The sequence below is a fragment of the Amycolatopsis sp. CA-230715 genome, assembly GCF_018736145.1.
Lineage (GTDB): Bacteria > Actinomycetota > Actinomycetes > Mycobacteriales > Pseudonocardiaceae > Amycolatopsis.
The window spans coordinates 8,362,691-8,379,012 of record NZ_CP059997.1; the positions used below are offsets into that span (position 1 = coordinate 8,362,691).

General features: G+C 69.0%; 15 protein-coding genes. 5 read left to right on the top strand and 10 right to left on the bottom strand.

What is annotated here, in order from left to right; all coding sequences use genetic code 11:
* Positions 1-14 precede the first annotated feature (14 nt).
* The 4 genes from HUW46_RS39410 to HUW46_RS39425 all read left to right on the top strand — a co-directional run bounded on the left by HUW46_RS39410 (position 15) and on the right by HUW46_RS39425 (position 2,751).
* Positions 15-1,223 carry a phosphoglycerate kinase gene (locus HUW46_RS39410; RefSeq protein ID WP_305861164.1) on the top strand — a complete coding sequence of 403 codons (1,209 nt, stop codon included), beginning with the start codon at positions 15-17 and terminating at the stop codon, positions 1,221-1,223.
* Positions 1,223-2,008: a triose-phosphate isomerase gene (tpiA, locus tag HUW46_RS39415; RefSeq protein WP_215543774.1), complete on the top strand. Its 786-nt coding sequence runs from the start codon at positions 1,223-1,225 to the stop codon at positions 2,006-2,008. The genes HUW46_RS39410 and tpiA overlap by 1 nt, the downstream gene beginning before the upstream one ends.
* Before the next feature lie 56 nt (positions 2,009-2,064).
* Complete coding sequence (gene secG, locus HUW46_RS39420) at positions 2,065-2,295, top strand: preprotein translocase subunit SecG (RefSeq protein ID WP_215543775.1); 231 nt, start codon at positions 2,065-2,067, stop codon at positions 2,293-2,295.
* 114 nt (positions 2,296-2,409) lie between these two features.
* Complete coding sequence (locus HUW46_RS39425; protein ID WP_215543776.1) at positions 2,410-2,751, top strand: RNA polymerase-binding protein RbpA; 342 nt, start codon at positions 2,410-2,412, stop codon at positions 2,749-2,751.
* A gap of 109 nt (positions 2,752-2,860) precedes the next feature.
* Here the strand turns inward: HUW46_RS39425 and HUW46_RS39430 are convergent, their stop codons facing one another.
* The 9 genes from HUW46_RS39430 to tkt form a co-directional block, all read right to left on the bottom strand.
* The gene (locus HUW46_RS39430) at positions 2,861-4,069 is read right to left on the bottom strand and encodes a sensor histidine kinase (RefSeq protein ID WP_215543777.1); all 1,209 of its coding nucleotides are present in this window, start codon (positions 4,067-4,069) and stop codon (positions 2,861-2,863) included.
* 259 nt (positions 4,070-4,328) lie between these two features.
* The gene (locus tag HUW46_RS39435; protein WP_215543778.1) at positions 4,329-5,693 is read right to left on the bottom strand and encodes an FAD-dependent oxidoreductase; all 1,365 of its coding nucleotides are present in this window, start codon (positions 5,691-5,693) and stop codon (positions 4,329-4,331) included.
* 40 nt (positions 5,694-5,733) lie between these two features.
* Positions 5,734-6,351, bottom strand: coding sequence for a PadR family transcriptional regulator (locus tag HUW46_RS39440; RefSeq protein WP_215543779.1), 618 nt, complete (start codon positions 6,349-6,351; stop codon positions 5,734-5,736).
* A gap of 117 nt (positions 6,352-6,468) precedes the next feature.
* Positions 6,469-7,248: a 6-phosphogluconolactonase gene (pgl, locus tag HUW46_RS39445; RefSeq protein WP_215543780.1), complete on the bottom strand. Its 780-nt coding sequence runs from the start codon at positions 7,246-7,248 to the stop codon at positions 6,469-6,471.
* Positions 7,245-8,261, bottom strand: coding sequence for a glucose-6-phosphate dehydrogenase assembly protein OpcA (gene opcA / locus HUW46_RS39450; RefSeq protein ID WP_215543781.1), 1,017 nt, complete (start codon positions 8,259-8,261; stop codon positions 7,245-7,247). Before opcA ends, pgl begins: the two co-directional genes overlap by 4 nt.
* Positions 8,258-9,787, bottom strand: a complete 1,530-nt coding sequence (gene zwf / locus HUW46_RS39455; protein WP_215543782.1) for a glucose-6-phosphate dehydrogenase — start codon at positions 9,785-9,787, stop codon at positions 8,258-8,260. The genes opcA and zwf overlap by 4 nt, the downstream gene beginning before the upstream one ends.
* On the bottom strand, positions 9,784-11,409 hold the full coding sequence (locus tag HUW46_RS39460) for a glucose-6-phosphate isomerase (protein ID WP_215543783.1): 1,626 nt from the start codon (positions 11,407-11,409) through the stop codon (positions 9,784-9,786). Before HUW46_RS39460 ends, zwf begins: the two co-directional genes overlap by 4 nt.
* A gap of 9 nt (positions 11,410-11,418) precedes the next feature.
* Positions 11,419-12,534 carry a transaldolase gene (tal, locus tag HUW46_RS39465; protein ID WP_215543784.1) on the bottom strand — a complete coding sequence of 372 codons (1,116 nt, stop codon included), beginning with the start codon at positions 12,532-12,534 and terminating at the stop codon, positions 11,419-11,421.
* 22 nt (positions 12,535-12,556) lie between these two features.
* On the bottom strand, positions 12,557-14,662 hold the full coding sequence (tkt, locus tag HUW46_RS39470) for a transketolase (RefSeq protein ID WP_215543785.1): 2,106 nt from the start codon (positions 14,660-14,662) through the stop codon (positions 12,557-12,559).
* A 310-nt stretch (positions 14,663-14,972) separates the two neighbouring features.
* Here tkt and HUW46_RS39475 point away from each other — a divergent pair, with 310 nt between their 5' ends.
* Positions 14,973-15,953, top strand: a complete 981-nt coding sequence (locus HUW46_RS39475; RefSeq protein WP_215543786.1) for a heme o synthase — start codon at positions 14,973-14,975, stop codon at positions 15,951-15,953.
* A gap of 13 nt (positions 15,954-15,966) precedes the next feature.
* Here the strand turns inward: HUW46_RS39475 and HUW46_RS39480 are convergent, their stop codons facing one another.
* Positions 15,967-16,209, bottom strand: coding sequence for a hypothetical protein (locus tag HUW46_RS39480; protein WP_215543787.1), 243 nt, complete (start codon positions 16,207-16,209; stop codon positions 15,967-15,969).
* Between the last annotated feature and the right edge of the window lie 113 nt (positions 16,210-16,322).

Here is a 16,322-nt window from a genome sequence, read left to right on the forward strand (position 1 = left end):
CCCGGAAGATGACTGTGCAGACTCTCGAAGACCTGCTTGGCGGGGACGTTTCGGGGCGGTTCGTGCTGGTGCGATCCGACCTGAACGTCCCCCTCGACGGGGACTCCATCACCGACGACGGCCGCGTGCGCGCCGCCCTGCCGACCATCAAGCGCCTCGCCGACGCGGGCGCGAAGGTCGTGGTGACCGCGCACCTCGGCCGCCCCAAGGGCGAGCCGGACCCGAAGTTCTCGCTGGCCCCGGTCGCCGAGCGGCTCGGCGAACTGCTCGGCGCCGAGGTCCCGCTCGCCGGTGACCTGGTGGGCGAGTCGGCGAAGAAGACCGTCGGCGGCCTGGCGAACGGTCAGGTCGCGCTGCTGGAGAACGTGCGCTTCGACGCGCGCGAGACCAGCAAGGACGCCGGTGAGCGCGAGGCGCTGGCCGCCGAACTGGCCGCGCTGGTGCCCGGTGGCGCCTTCGTGTCCGACGGGTTCGGCGTGGTGCACCGCAAGCAGGCGTCGGTCTACGACGTCGCGCGCGCACTGCCCGCCTACACCGGTGGGCTCGTGCTCGCCGAGCTCGAAGTGCTGAAGAAGCTGACCGACGACGTGGCGCGGCCGTACGCGGTCGTGCTCGGCGGCGCGAAGGTCTCGGACAAGCTCGGCGTGATCGCCAACCTGCTGACCAAGGTCGACCGCCTGCTCATCGGCGGCGGCATGGCGTACACCTTCCTCAAGGCGCAGGGCCACGAGGTCGGCCAGTCGCTGCTGCAGGCCGACCAGCTCGACCAGGTCAAGGGTTTTCTCGCCGAGGCGGAGAAGCGCGGGGTCGAACTCGTGCTGCCGGTCGACGTGCTCGCCGCGACGCGGTTCGCCGGGGACGCGGAGTTCGAGGTCGTCGACGCGACCGCGATCCCGGCCGATCGGCAGGGCCTCGACATCGGCCCGAAGAGCAGGGAACTGTTCGCGGGCAAGCTTTCCGACGCGAAGACGGTGTTCTGGAACGGCCCGATGGGCGTGTTCGAGTTCGAGGCCTTCGCCGGTGGCACCAAGGCGGTCGCCGAGGCGCTCGTGGCCAGCGACGCGTTCACCGTCGTCGGCGGCGGTGACTCCGCCGCCGCGGTGCGCCAGCTCGGCCTGCCGGAAGACGGCTTCTCGCACATCTCGACCGGTGGCGGCGCGTCGCTGGAGTACCTCGAGGGCAAGGAACTGCCGGGCGTTTCGGTGCTGGGAGAGGATTCCTGATGGCGCGCAAGGTGTTCATCGCGGGCAACTGGAAGATGAACAACAACCACATCGAGGCCATCGCGCTGGTGCAGAAGATCGCCTTCTCGCTGCCCGAGAAGTACTACGCGAAGGTCGACGTGGCGGTGCTGCCGCCGTTCACCGACATCCGCACGGTGCAGACGCTGACCGACGGCGACAAGCTCAAGCTCACCTACGGCGCGCAGGACCTGTCGCCGCACGACTCCGGTGCCTACACCGGGGACGTGTCCGGCCCGATGCTGGCGAAGCTGGGCTGCAGCTACGTCACGGTCGGGCACTCGGAGCGGCGCGAGTACCACGCCGAGGACGACGAGCTGGTCAACAAGAAGGTGCGGGCGGCCATCAAGCACGGCGTCGCCCCGATCCTGTGCGTCGGCGAGCAGCTCGAAGTCCGCGAGGCGGGGGAGCACATCGCGCACACCACGGCGCAGCTGCTGGCCGCGCTGAAGGGCCTCAAGGTCGAGCAGGTCAAGACCGTGGTCGTCGCCTACGAGCCGGTGTGGGCCATCGGCACCGGCCGGGTCGCGACCCCGTCGGACGCCGAGGAGGTGTGCGCCGCGCTGCGTGCCGCGCTCGCGGAGAAGTACGGCGCGGAGGTCGCGGACGAGGTCAGGGTGCTCTACGGCGGTTCGGTGAAGTCGGGCAATATCGGCGATCTGGTCAAATGCGACAACATCGACGGTGCCCTGGTCGGGGGAGCGAGCCTGGACGCCGACGAGTTCACCAAACTCTGCGCAATGGCAGCGGGTGGGCCGCTGCCCTGATCGGGGTGGCAACCGGTAATCTGACACCTCAGACCTTCGCGGACCCAGAGGACGAGATGAAGCTTTTCCTGCAGATCCTGTTGATCGTCACCAGTATCTTCCTGGTGGTCGCCGTGCTGCTGCACCGCGGCCGTGGTGGCGGTCTGTCGTCGTTGTTCGGTGGCGGTATGCAGTCGAGCCTCGCCGGCTCGAGTGTGGCCGAGAAGAACCTCGACCGCATCACGCTGCTGCTCGGCGCGGTTTGGCTGATCAGCATCGTGGGTCTCGGCCTGCTGTTGAAGGTCTGAGAAGGTCTGAGTACACCGGGCGTGCCTAATTGGGGGGTGCGCCGCCGATTCCACGGCCACGGCCGTGCAGGGCGCGAGTCGACGCGCGTCTTGAATCAGACACTGTGAGGATTCATGGTTGGCGGTAACGCGATTCGAGGCACCAGGGTCGGTGCCGGTCCTTCGGGTGAGTCGGAGCGCGGCGAGTCCGCTCCGCGCCGGCGGATTTCCTACTGGTGCGCCAACGGGCACGAGGCGCAGCCGTCGTTCGCGATGGATGCCGAAATTCCCGAGGAATGGGATTGCCCGCGGTGCGGTCTTCCCGGCGGGCAGGACGAGCAGAACCCACCCGCGGCGCCGAGGACCGAGCCCTACAAGACCCACCTCGCCTACGTGAAGGAACGCCGCAGCGACGCCGATGGCGAGGCCATTCTCGCCGAGGCGCTCGAACGCCTGCGGCAGCGTCGCGAGATCTGATTTCTCCGGCTCGACGCAGCTTTTCCGGTCAGGCGCGGCGTTTTCGGCTAGCCGAATGGGGGCCGGGTGGATTCTCGATCCGCCCGGCCCCCATTCGCGCTGCTCGCTTTCAGGTGGTGATGGGGTAGCGGGCGCGCACCTCGAACCCGCCGTCCTTGGTCGCCGCCGTCTCGAAGCTGCCGCCGAGCAGCCGCGCCCGCTCCGCCATCCCGGTCAGGCCGTAGCCGCCGGAGGGCAGGAACGTCGCGGGCTGTCGTGCCCCTTCGTTGCGGACTTCGACGCGGAGCGCACCCTCGTCACCGATCACCTGCACGATCGCCGTCGCGCCGGGGGCGTGCTTGTGCACGTTGGTCAGGCATTCCTGGACGGTCCGGTAGGCCGCCGCGGACACCTTGTTGGGCAGCGCGTCGGGGATCCGCTCGACGCTGAGCTGCACCGGTACATCGCATCCCCGGATGAGCTCCGACAGTTCGGTGACTCCTGGTTGAGGTCCGTCGTCCTCCTGTCCAGACCTCAACACTCCAACGAGTGAGCGCAGTTCTTCGAGCGTCCTGGTGCTCAATTGCCGGATGATCTGCGCGGTTTGCTTCGCCTCCGGAGACGTGCCCGCCGCGTCCGCGTTCGCCAGGATGCCCGCCTGCATCGCGATCAGCGTGATGTCGTGGGACACCACGTCGTGCATCTCGCGGGCCAGCCGCGCCCGCTCCTCCGCGCGCACCGCGTCGGCGTGCAGCCGCCGCTCGCGGACCCGGCTCGTGGCCAGCTCGGCGAGCCGCTGGGACAGTTCCGACCTGGCACAGATCAGCAGGCCGAGCGCCACCGGCATACCGGCGACGAGCACGCCGTAGATCGCGTCGAGCACGTGCGCGCGCCAGCTCATGTCGGCGAAGTCGGTGAGCGGCCACTTCACGAAGCGGCACATCCACACCAGGCCCGCGCCCGCCCAGGTCTGCCAGTGGAACTGCTTCCGGGTGGCGAGCATGCCGAGCGCGATCATCGCCGCGAGCTGCGACCAGCCGGTCAGGAAACCGGGCACGGTCGCGATCACGCCCACGAACGGCAGCCAGCGCCCCAGCGGGAGCGCGAGGCAGGCCGCCGCGGAGAGCACGATCGAGTACCCCGGCGCGTTCTTCGGCATCCCGAGCCACACGTCGAGCACCGCGATCATGATCGCGAAGATGATGAGGAGCAACGGCGTCATGCGCTGCCGGACCGCGTCGAGCAGCGTCGTTCTGTTCCGGTGGCGTATCCGGCCGGCCACCCCCGCGCCGGGGCGGCCGACTGAGATTCCGGGTATGGAGAGTCCCTCTGTGCTCATCACTGGACCTCACTCGTCTTGTGGACTTGATGAGGAGATGTGCTCAAGGGCTGATCGGGACGCGCAGCTCTGAACAAATGTGCGGATGCTAACGAAGCGGTGTGAGTCGGCGGTAAGTTTCACCCAGAGTTACCAGATGGCTGTCCGTTTGCCACGCTCTGCGCCAAACGGGTGAGTCGGTGGCCTCGGCGAAGTGGCCGACCGAGACTACCTCTCCGGCGCACCGGCGACGGCGCATGTGAAAAAGCGGGGGCTCGGGTCAGGGGGACGGGCGCTCCGGCGTGGTGGCTCCGCGGTCGGCGAGCATGCGGTGGACCAGTTTGCGCTTCACCGGTGGCAGCGCCTGGACCGCTCTCGCGCCGCCGCGGACCAGGGCGAGCAGCGCCCTGCCGCCGACGCGGCCGTTGAGCGGGTTGTCCTTGCCGTAGAACTTCAACGACTCGCGGACCGCGTCGAACCCGTATTCGATCATCCGCGTCTCGTACTCGTGGATGCCCTCGACGATCCCGATCTCGCCGCGGTGAGCCGCGACGAGCCGGTCGGCGAGGAGCTGGGCGTCCTTGAGCGCGGTGTTCGCCCCGACGCCGCGACCTGGTGTCATGGTGTGGATCGCGTCGCCGAGCAGCGTCACCCCGCTGGTTTCCCACGCCGGGATCGGCACCGAGGTCGACTGGCGCGTGGACACCGCGCACGTGGTGGGATCGCTCAGCTCGAAGAGCCGGTGCAGCACGGGGGACCAGCCCGCTGACATCTCCTTCGCGATCTCGATGACCTCCGTGCCCGCTGCCTTCGCCAATCCGGCCGGGCTGAGTGCGGGTGGCAGCGCGATACCCCAGATCAGGTGGTCGGTGGTGTTGTCGAACTGCAAGCCGGGCCACGCGGAGATCAGCTCGGCGTCCTTGCCGCCGATCCCGTTCTTGGGCCTCCGCTCGTCGTCCCACGGGAACTCCATGGTGTGCAGGAGGAAGAAGCGGCCGCGCGGCGCGAGGACGATCGACATGCCGTCGGTCATGTGCGGCGGGAGCAGCGCGCGGACCTCGTCGTCGAGCGGCACCTTTCCCGCGGCGCTGACCATCTCGGCGTCGTCGAGCTTCGCGTGCGGGAGGTACTGGGCCCGGACGCGCGACCGGGTGCCGTCGGCGGCGACGAGCACGTCACCGGTCGCCGTGGAGCCGTCCTCGAAATGCGCGGTGATCCGGCCTTCGGCCTCGTGCTCGTAGTGGGTGAAGTACTTCCCGAAGTGCAGGATGTCGTCGACGCCGGTGCGCAGGAGTTGCTTCAGTGTCACGCGGCTGACGGATTTCTCGCTGTTCGAAGCGTCGCGGTCGAGGGGGAAGTCGAGCGAGACCAGCTCGCTGAGCTTCTCGGTGTAGAGCGTTCCGCGACGCATCGGCGCGGCGCAGGTCGCGACGAACGTGTCGAACAGCTCGGGTGACAGGCATGCGCGCAGCGCCCGCGTGCCCTCGGGGTTGATGCCGACGCGATGGCCCTGCAAGAAGTCGAGGCGGGTGCGGTCGCGCTCGTAGACGGCGACGCTCACGCCGTTGTTCTTGAGCGCGTGCGCCAGCGCCATTCCGCCGGTGCCGGCGCCGATGATCAGGACGTGGAACGGTTTTCCGGGCATGACAAGGCCCCCCAGGTTTCTGTTCGGTGCAAAGAATGCGTCAGTCGGTTCTCGGCGGGCTGAGCCGTGCGATTTCCGCGGCGACGAGCTCGGCGGACCAGGTCAGCTCGCCGCCGCGGATGTCGTCGAGCAAGGAGCTGAGCCAGTCCAGTTCCGCCGCGACGACGGCGCGCTGGACCTCTTCTTCGAGCAGCATGAGCCGGGGGAGGACCGCTTTGCCCTCCGACAGGACCTTTTCGGTGTCCGCGAGCCGTTCCTTGAGCGCGTCGCGCCGCGTCTCCAGCAAGGCGAGCGCGTCTTCGACCTCCAGTAGGGGCAGGTACGAGATCGCCACCGGAAACTCCGGGAAGACGTCCCTCGGCGCGGACAGCATGGTGCGCAGCCAAACCTGGAACGTCGTGCGGCCGAGCGCGGTGATCGCGTAGACGGTGCGCTCCGGTCGCGCCGGTTCGCGCACGACCTCGCTCACCTCGATCAGCCCATCCCGTTCGAGCCGGGTGATCGCCTGGTAGAAGCTGCTGCGCTGGTCGATCGCCACGACCCGCTCCTTGCGGCGTTCCTTGAGCAGGCGCTGCATCTCGTACGGGTGCATCGGACTTTCCAGGAGCAGCCCGAGCACGACGAACAGGAGCGGGGACGGGCGCTTCACCGGGCTCATAGTGATGAACCTACTAGTGATCACATCACTAGTCAACGAGGGTGCTCAAACGCCCTGATGACCACCATGACGGCACTGAATGCCGTCATGGTGGCCATCAGGGCAAAACGATCGAAGTCAGGAGATCGGCGGGCGGTACACCTTGGTGAGCTTGCCCGCCGCCGCCCGGTCGAGCAGCCACAGCGTCCGCCGCTGGCCGCGGGCGCCCGCCACCGGCAGTTGCACTTCGCCCGCGCCGGAGAGCGCCAGCGCCACCGCGTCCGCCTTCGCTTCGCCGCCGGTCATCAGCCACACGTCGTGCGAGCGCCTGATCGTCGGCAGGGTCAGCGAGATCCGGGTCGGCGGCGGTTTCGGGCAGTTCCGCACGGCCACCACGGTCCGCTCGGTCTCGTGGACCGCGGGGGACTCCGGGAACACCGACGCGGTGTGGCCTTCGCCGCCGAGGCCGAGCAGCGTGATGTCGAACGACGGCACGTCGCCGTGGTCCTCGGGCTGCGCGTTCTTCGCTAGCACTTCCGCGTACGCGGCGGCGGCCGCTTCGGGGTCGTCGCCGAACTCGCCGTCCGACGGCGCCATCGCGTGCACCCGCGCCGGGTCCAGCGGCACGTGGTCGAGCAGCGCTTCGCGCGCCTGCTTCTCGTTGCGGTCGTCGCTGTCCGCCGGGACGAACCGCTCGTCGCCCCAGTAGACGTCCAGCCGCGACCAGTCGATGGCGTCCCGCGCGGCCGAATCGCGGAGCTGTTCGAGCACCGCGATCCCGGTGCCGCCGCCGGTGAGCACGAGCGACGCGGATCCCTTGGCCGCCTGCACGTCGACCAGCTTGGTGACCAGCCGCGCCGCGGCCGCGGCCGCGAGCAGCTCGGTGTTCGCGTAGACGACGACCTCGGTCTTACTCACGCCTCGCCCTTCCCTGCCGCGGCGGCGGCAGCCGCGGGCGTGGTGGTGGTCGCCTTCTTCCTGGCGGCGGCCGGTTTCGCGGCGGACTTGGCGGCTCCCGCGGCGAACTTGCCGAGCCCGCCGAGCGACGCTTCGTAGATCTCGTCGGGATCGAGCCTGCGCAGCTCCTCGATCAGGCAGTCCTTCGTGTCCCTGCGCTGCAACGCGATCCGCCTCGTCGGCTGGCCGGGCTGGGTCAGCGTGCCGACGCGGCCGTCGGGCCGGTGCAGTTCGATCGTGCCGGACCGGCGTTCGAGGGTCACCGAAACGATGCCCTGCGCACTGCTCGTCTTGACCCGCTTGACCGGAACCTTCAGGTACGCCGCGAGCCAGCCCGCGAGCAGTTCCGTGGACGGCGAATCCGCTTCGCCGGTCACCGTCGCCGACTGCACCTTCTCGTACGGCGGAAGGTCGAGAGCCGACACGAGCTGCGCGCGCCAGCGCGTCAGCCGCGTCCACGCCAGGTCCGTGTCACCCTCCACATAGGACTTCGCGCGGGTGGTGAGCGCCCTGATCGGGTTGCGCTCGGCGGCGGAGTCGGTGATCCGGCGCTGCGCCAGCTCCCCGAGCGGGTCCTTCGCCGGTGCCTTCGGGCCGGTGCCGGGCCACCAGGTGACGATCGGCGCGTCCGGCAGCAGCAGCGGCACGACCGCGCTCTGCCCCTGCGCGGCGAGCGGCCCGTACAGGCGCAGCACGATCACCTCGCTGGCACCCGCGTCACCGCCGACCCTGATCTGGCCGTCGATCCTGGCACCCGCGGTGCGGGCGCCCTTCGCGACCACGATCACCCGCGACGGGTGCTCCCGGCTCGCTTCGTTCGCGGCGTCTATGGCCTCTTCGAGCTTGTCGTCGTCATCCGCCGCGATGACCAGGGTAAGCACCCTGCCCAGCGCCACGGCGCCGCCGCGCTCGCGCAGCTCCACGAGTTTCTTGTTGAGCTGCGACGTAGTGGTGGAAGGAAGATCGATGATCACGGGCGCCTCCATTTCCGGCCGTCGCGCTCCAGCATTTCGTCGGCCGAAGGCGGACCCCACGAACCGGGCGTGTACGTTTCCGGCTCGCCCTTCTTCGCCCAGTGGTCGAGGATCGGGTCGAGGATGTTCCAGGACAGCTCGACCTCTTCGTTCACCGGGAACAGCGAAGGCTCGCCGAGCAGCACGTCCAGGATCAGGCGTTCGTAGGCCTCCGGCGAAGACTCGGTGAACGCGTGGCCGTAGCCGAAGTCCATCGTGACGTCGCGGACCTCCATCGTGGTGCCGGGCACCTTGGAGCCGAACCGCAGTGTCACGCCCTCGTCCGGCTGAACCCGGATCACCAATGCGTTCTGGCCCAGTTCCTCGGTGGCCGTGGAGTCGAACGGCAGGTGCGGCGCGCGCTTGAACACGACCGCGATCTCGGTGACCCTGCGGCCGAGCCGCTTGCCGGTGCGCAGGTAGAACGGCACCCCGGCCCACCGGCGGTTGTGCACGCCCAGCGTCACGGCCGCGTAGGTCTCGGTCTTCGAGTCCTTCGCGAACCCGCCCTCCTGCAACAGGCCGGGCACCTTAGTACCGCCCTGCCAGCCGCCCGAGTACTGCCCGCGCGCGGTGGTCTGGTCCAGTGGCCCGATCGGCTTCGTCGCGGCCAGCACCTTCACCTTCTCCGCCCGCAGCGCGCGCGGCTCGAAGGACAGCGGCTCCTCCATCGCAGTGAAGGCGAGCAACTGCAGCAGGTGGTTCTGGATGACGTCGCGCGCGGCGCCGATGCCGTCGTAGTACCCCGCGCGGCCACCGAGGCCGATGTCCTCGGCCATGGTGATCTGCACGTGGTCGACGTAGTTGGCGTTCCACACCGGCTCGAACATCTGGTTCGCGAAGCGCAGCGCCAGGATGTTCTGGACGGTTTCCTTGCCGAGGTAGTGGTCGATGCGGAACACCGACTCCTCGGGGAAGACGTCGTTGACGATCCCGTTGAGCTCCTTGGCGCTCTTGAGATCGTGGCCGAACGGCTTCTCGATGACGACGCGGCGCCAGGTGTCCTCGTCCGCGTTCGCCAGCCCCGACCTGGCGAGCTGCTTGGTGACCACCGGGAACGCGCCGGGCGGGATCGACAGGTAGAACGCGGTGTTGCCACCGGTGCCGCGCTCCGCGTCGAGGTCCCTGACCGTCTGCGCGAGCCGGTCGAAGGCGTCGTCGTCGTCGAAACTGCCTTGCACGAACCGGATCCCCTCCGCGAGCCGGTTCCACACCGACTCGCGGAACGGGGTGCGGGCGTGCTCGGCGACGGAGTCGTGCACCAGCTCGCCGAAGTCCTGGTGCTCCCAGTCGCGGCGGGCGAACCCGACGAGCGAGAACCCGGCCGGCAGCAGTCCGCGGTGCGCGAGATCGTAGATCGCGGGCATCAGCTTCTTGCGGGACAAGTCGCCGGTGACCCCGAAGATCACCAGGCCGGACGGCCCCGCGATCCTGGGCAGCCGCTTGTCACGCGGGTCCCGCAGTGGGTTCGTCCACTGCCTGCTCACTTGATCGCCTCCTGGATCGCCGAGACCAGCTGGGCCAGCCCGGCGGCGCGGTCGGTGAAGTGCAGGCGCAGCACGGGCCTGCCGTGCTCGGCGAGGACCTGGCCGTCGCCGAGCGCCTGCGCGTGCTGGAGCTGGCCTAGCGTGTACGGCCGGTCCGGCACCGCGAGATCGGTTTCCACCGCGCCGGTGATCTGGAGGAAGACGCCGTTCTGGTGACCGCCCTTGTGGTACTGGCCGGTCGAGTGCAGGAACCGCGGGCCCCAGCCGAAGGTGGTCTGGCGGCCGGTCCGCTTCGCGACCTCGGAGCGCAGCAGCGCCGCCGAAGCGTCGTCGAGTCGGTCGAGGTAGGCCTGCACCGCGATGTAGCCGGTTTCCGGTGCGGAGTCCAGGAACGCCTTGACGATCTCGCCGAGCGAGCCGGTGCCGGTGACCCCGTCCGACGGGTGGATCTCCACCGCACCATCCACAGAGGACGGTTCGGCGCCGCCTTCGAGCGCGGCAGGGTTGTCCAAAAGGGACCGTGCGGCCTTCTTGGCCGCTTCGACGTCGGGCTGGTCGAACGGGTTGATCCCGAGCAGCCTGCCCGCGAGCGCGGTGGCGAACTCCCACAACAGCATCTGCGCGCCGAGCGAACCGGTGGTGGCGATCTTGGCGTTGCCGCTCGCGGGGCCGATCGCCACCGGGGTGGCGTCGGCGCGGGCGTCGGCGAAGCCCGGTGCGTCCTGGCCCTCCACGGCCACTGGCAGCAGTCCGGTGCCCTGCTTGCCGGTGGACTCGGCGATCAACTGCTCGGCCCAGTCGGCGAAACCGGCGATGCCGGAGCCGGTGTCGGCGAGGACGACCTTCTCCGCACCGTCGGCGTGCGCCGCGCCCAGCGCCGCGGCGAGCCGCACCGCCGGGTTTTCGGGGGAGTCCGCGCCGAGTTCTCCGGCCGCACCCGCGGCCTGGTCGAGCAGTCGCGCCACGTCCGCGCCCGCGAGCCCGGCCGGAACCAGCCCGAACGCGGTGAGCGCCGAGTACCGGCCACCCACGTTCGGGTCGGCGAGGAACACCTTGCGGTAGCCCTCTTTCGCGGCCAGCTCGGCGAGCGGCGAGCCGGGGTCGGTGACCACGACGATCCGGCTCGCGGCGTCGATTCCGTTGTCGGAGAACGCTTTCGCAAAGATCCGGCGGTGGCTGTCGGTCTCGACGGTGCCTCCCGACTTCGACGACACCACGATCACGGTCCGGTCGAGATCACCCGCGAGCGCGTCTTCGACCTGACCGGCGTCGGTCGTGTCGAGCACGGTCAGCGCCACCTGGTCGGTCCCGGTGATCACCTCGGGGGCGAGCGACGAGCCGCCCATCCCGGCCAGTACCACGCGGTCGACGCCCTCGGCCTGCAGTTCGGTGCGCAGCGCCTCGATCTCGCCGATCAGCGGGCGCGAACTCTTGTGCAACGTGGTCCAGGACAACCGGATCGACGCCTCGGACTCCGCGTCGGAACCCCACAGGGTGGGGTCCTGCGCGGCGAGCTTCGACGCGGCTCCGTCTTCGACCAGCTTCGTGACGAGTTCGGCCGCTTTCCCTTCCAGCGCGGCGTCGACGAGCTCCACGCCGACACCCGTTTCCTGCCCTGCCATGGTCCTGGTTCAGCCCTTCGCCTTGTCGAGCTGGCCGGTGACGGATTCGAGGAGATCGCTCCACGACTTCTCGAACTTCTCCACGCCCTCGTTCTCCAGCGTGAGGAAGACATCCGCGACGTCGATGCCCGCCGCCGAAAGCTGGTCGAACACCTGCTGCGCCTCGGCACCCTTGCCCGACACCGTGTCACCGGTGATCTCGGCGTGGTCCGCGGTGGCGTCCATCGTCTTCTCCGGCATGGTGTTCACCGTGTCGCGGACCACGAGCTGGTCGACGTAGCGGGTGTCGGAGTACTCCGGGCTCTTCACCCCGGTGGATGCCCACAGTGGACGCTGCGCGTTGGCGCCGTCCGCGGCGAGAGCCTTCCAGCGGTCCGTCGCGAACTTCTTCTCGAAGGCATCGTAGGCGAGCAGCGCGTTGGCGATCGCCGCCTTGCCTCGCAAGGCTTTTGCTTCTTCGGTTCCGATGGCCTCGAGCCGCTTGTCGACCTCAGCGTCCACACGCGACACGAAGAACGACGCGACGGAGTGGATGCCCTTGAGGTCGTGGCCGTTCGCCTTCGCCTGCTCCAGGCCGGCGAAGAACGCGTCGATGACCGCTTCGTACCGCTCCACGGAGAAGATCAGCGTGACGTTGACGCTGATGCCCTCGGCGAGCGTGCGGGTGATCGCGGGGAGGCCTTCCTCCGTCGCCGGGATCTTCACCAGCAGGTTCGGCCGGTCCACGGTCTTCCAGAGGTCCTGCGCCTCGGCGACGGTCTTGTCGGTGTCCTTCGCCAGCCGCGGGTCGACCTCGATCGAGACCCGGCCGTCCACGCCGTTGGTGGCGGTGTAGACGTCGCGGAAGAGATCGGCGGCGTTGCGGACGTCGGTCGTGGTGAGCTCGCGCACGGCGGCGTCGAGCCCGGCGCCACGGGAAGCGAGCTCGCGGACCTGCTCGTCGTAGGCCTCGCCGTCGGCGAGCGCGTTGGCGAAGATCGTCGGGTTGGTGGTGACGCCGACGACGTGCTTGTCGCGGATGAGCCCGGCGAGGTTGCCGGAGTTCAGGCGCTCCCTTGACAGGTCGTCGAGCCAGATCGAGACGCCCGCGTCGGAAAGCTGGCCGAGCCGGTCTGTGGTGCTCATGACTGCTTCATCCCCTTTGAGGTCAGGAGTTCTTGGTCTTGGTGAGCGAACGGCGCGCCGCGTCGACGACCGCGTCCGCGGTGAAACCGAACTCGCGGAACAGGGTCTGGTAGTCGGCGGAGGCGCCGAAGTGCTCGATGGAAACGGTTTCGCCGTGGTCGCCGACGAACTTGTGCCACGGCTGCGCGATACCGGCCTCCACGGAGACCCTGGCCTTCACCGAGGACGGGATCACCTGCTCGCGGTAGGCCTGGCTCTGCGCGTCGAACCACTCGACGCACGGCATCGAGACGACCCGCGTCGCGACGCCGTCGGCTTCGAGCTTCGTGCGCGCCTCGACGGCGAGCTGGACCTCGGAGCCGGTCGCGATCAGCACCACGTCCGGGGTGGCGCCGGACGCTTCGGCGAGGACGTACCCGCCCTTGGCGACGCCCTCGGCGCTGGTGCCTTCCAGCACCGGCAGGTTCTGGCGCGTGAGCGCGAGACCCGACGGGTGCTCGTTGTCCTCCAGCACGGCCTTCCACGCCGCCGCGGTCTCGTTGGCGTCGGCGGGGCGGACCACGTTGAGGCCGGGGATCGCGCGCAGCGCGGAGAGCTGCTCGATCGGCTGGTGCGTCGGGCCGTCCTCGCCGAGCCCGATCGAGTCGTGCGTCCACACGTAGATCACCGGCGCCTTCATCAGCGCGGCGAGGCGGACCGGGGGCCGCATGTAGTCGCTGAAGATGAGGAACGTGGCGCCGTAGGGACGGGTGCCGCCGTGCAGCGCGATCCCGTTGAGGATCGAGCCCATCGCGTGCTCGCGCACTCCGAAGTGGAGGGTGCGGCCGTACGGGTTCGCCTTCCACATGTCCGTGGAAGCCTTCTCGGGGCCGAACGAGTCGGCGCCCTTCATGGTGGTGTTGTTGCTCTCCGCGAGGTCGGCCGAACCGCCCCACAGCTCGGGAAGCGCGTCGGCGACGGCGGAGAGCACCGCGCCGGAGGCCTTGCGGGTCGCGACGCCCTTCGGGTCGACGTCCCAGCTCGGCAAGTTGTCGGCCCAGCCGTCCGGCAGCGTCCTGGTGGACAGGCGATCGGCGAGTGCCTTGCGCTCCGGGTTCGCCGCGGCCCACGCGTCGAACTGCTCCTGCCACTTCGCGCGCTCGGCCTTGCCGCGCTCGGCCGCCTTGCGGGTGTGCGCGATGACCTCGTCGTCGACCTGGAAGGTGCGCTCGGGGTCGAAGCCGAGGATCTTCTTCACCCCGGCGACTTCTTCGGCGCCCAGCGCGGCGCCGTGCGCCTTGCCGGTGTCCATTTTGGTCGGTGCGGGGTAGCCGATGACGGTGCGCAGCAGGATGAACGACGGGCGCTGCGTCTCGGCCTTCGCGGCCGCGATCGCCTCTTCGATCGCGACGACGTCCTCGCCGCCTTCGACGACCTGGACGTGCCAGCCGTAGGCCTCGTAGCGCTTCGCGGTGTCCTCGGACAGCGCGATGTTCGTGTCGTCTTCGATCGAGATCTTGTTGTCGTCGTAGAAGACGATCAGGTTCCCGAGTTCCTGGCGGCCGGCGATCGACGACGCCTCGGAGGTGACGCCCTCTTCGATGTCACCGTCGGAGGCGATCACGAAGATGTTGTGGTCGAAGATGCTCTCGCCGGGGGCCGCGTCGGGGTCGAGCAGGCCGCGCTCGCGGCGGGCCGCCATCGCCATGCCGACCGCGTTCGCCAGGCCCTGGCCGAGCGGCCCGGTGGTCGTCTCGACGCCGGGGGTGTGCCGGTACTCCGGGTGGCCGGGGGTCTTGGAGCCCCACTTGCGCAGCTGCTTGAGGTCCTCGACCTCGAGGCCGTAGCCCGCCAGGAAGAGCTGGATGTAGAGGGTCAGGCTGCTGTGCCCGGCGGAGAGCACGAACCGGTCGCGCGCTGGCCAGTCCGGGTCGGCGGGGTCGTGCCGCAACTCGCGCTGGAAGAGCGTGTAGGCCAGCGGGGCCAGGCTCATCGCGGTGCCGGGGTGGCCGCTGCCGCAGTTCTCCACGGCGTCGGCGGCGAGCACCCGCACCGTGTCGACCGCGCGCGTGTCGGTCTCGGTCCAGTCCGAAGGCACGTTGCGTCGGAGCAATGGGTTGTTCTCGCTGGTAGAGGCGGTTTCTGACACTGAACTCGAACTCCCCGTCTTCATGCGTTTGATCTGACTGTGCCTACTGGTCTAAATCGATCCGGAAGGCAGGATATTCCCGCTCCGGCCTGCGCGCAGAAGGGCCGCGCGACTGCTGTCAAGACCGTCGCGGTCAGCCTAGTGGTTCGGGTACCCGTGCGATCGGTCAGCAACACGCCGGTACCCCGGAACGGGGACTCGGGAACCGCCGATTACGATCGGTTGCGGGCTTGCCGCCCGCTCGGTGTACCGCCTCCGCCACGGAAGTTGACGGGCGTCACACCGCCCGAAACTGACGCAGGGAGTGAGAGTGTCGTTGGTGAACGCTGCGCACGGCCGCAGTGATGACACCAGCGCCGTGCACCCGCCGACCGAACAGCCGCGCGGTGGCAGGCGAACCGTACGCCAGGTCGTCGGCGCGTACGCCGCGCTCGCGAAGCCGAGGGTGATCGAGCTGCTGCTCGTCACCACGATTCCGGCGATGTTCCTTGCCGCGCGCGACATTCCGTCGCCGTGGCTGGTGCTGGTCACGCTCGTCGGCGGCACGATGGCCGCGGGCAGCGCGAACGCGCTCAACTGCGTGATCGACGCCGACATCGACAAGGTGATGAACCGCACCAAGCGCCGCCCGCTGGTGCGGGACTCGGTGCCGAAGACCGGCGCGCTGATCTTCGGGCTCGTGCTCGGCGTCGGCTCGTTCGCGATGCTGTACTTCACGGTGAACCTGCTCGCCGGGATCCTCGCGATCGCGACGATCCTGTTCTACATCTTCGTTTACACGCTCGTGCTGAAGCGGCGCACCGCGCAGAACGTGGTTTGGGGCGGCGCCGCGGGCTGCATGCCGGTGGTGATCGGCTGGGCCGCGGTCACCGGCACGGTGCAGTGGCCCGCGTTCGTGATGTTCGGTGTGATCTTCTTCTGGACGCCGCCGCACACCTGGGCGCTCGCGATGAAGTACCGCGACGACTACGAGCGCGCGGGCGTGCCGATGCTGCCGGTGGTGGCCACCGCGCAGCACGTGGCGAAGCAGATCGTCATCTACTCGTGGGTGATGGTGGCCTGGACGCTGCTGCTGGCCCCGGCGACGAGCTGGCTCTACGCCGCGTTCGCCGCACTGGCGGGCGCCTGGTTCCTGTTCTACGCGCACAGCCTGTACAACTCGGTGCGGCGCGGGGAAAAGACGAACCCGATGGCCCTGTTCCACCGGTCGAACACGTACCTGATGATCGTGTTCGTGGCACTGGCCGTGGACTCCGCGATCGGTTTGCCGACGCTCGGCCTCCCGTTCTGACAGACATCGTTCGTCAGGGCTTCGCCGCCTCGATGTCTTGTGCGGCTTGGGTGATGGCGGCGTTCAGTGCGCTTTGGAATGCGACGATGTCGTGCTGGGACAGAGTGAAGAACTCGTCGTCCGGCCCGGCGATCGAGATCTCGCCGTTGTTGGCCTCGACCGCGCAGACCCCCAGCCGCAGGTTGCTGTCGTAGCAGCGGACGAGCCACTCGCGCCGGGGTGAGTTCTGGGTGAGCACTGAGATGTCGCCGTCCATGAGGGTCCCTTCACTGGCCTAGTGTCCCGGCAAATATTGATGCAAGTCAGATTTAGCGGCAATCCCTCGTTCGAGTGAGGGGCCTGGCTATGTTCACCGCGGTGGAGTTGACT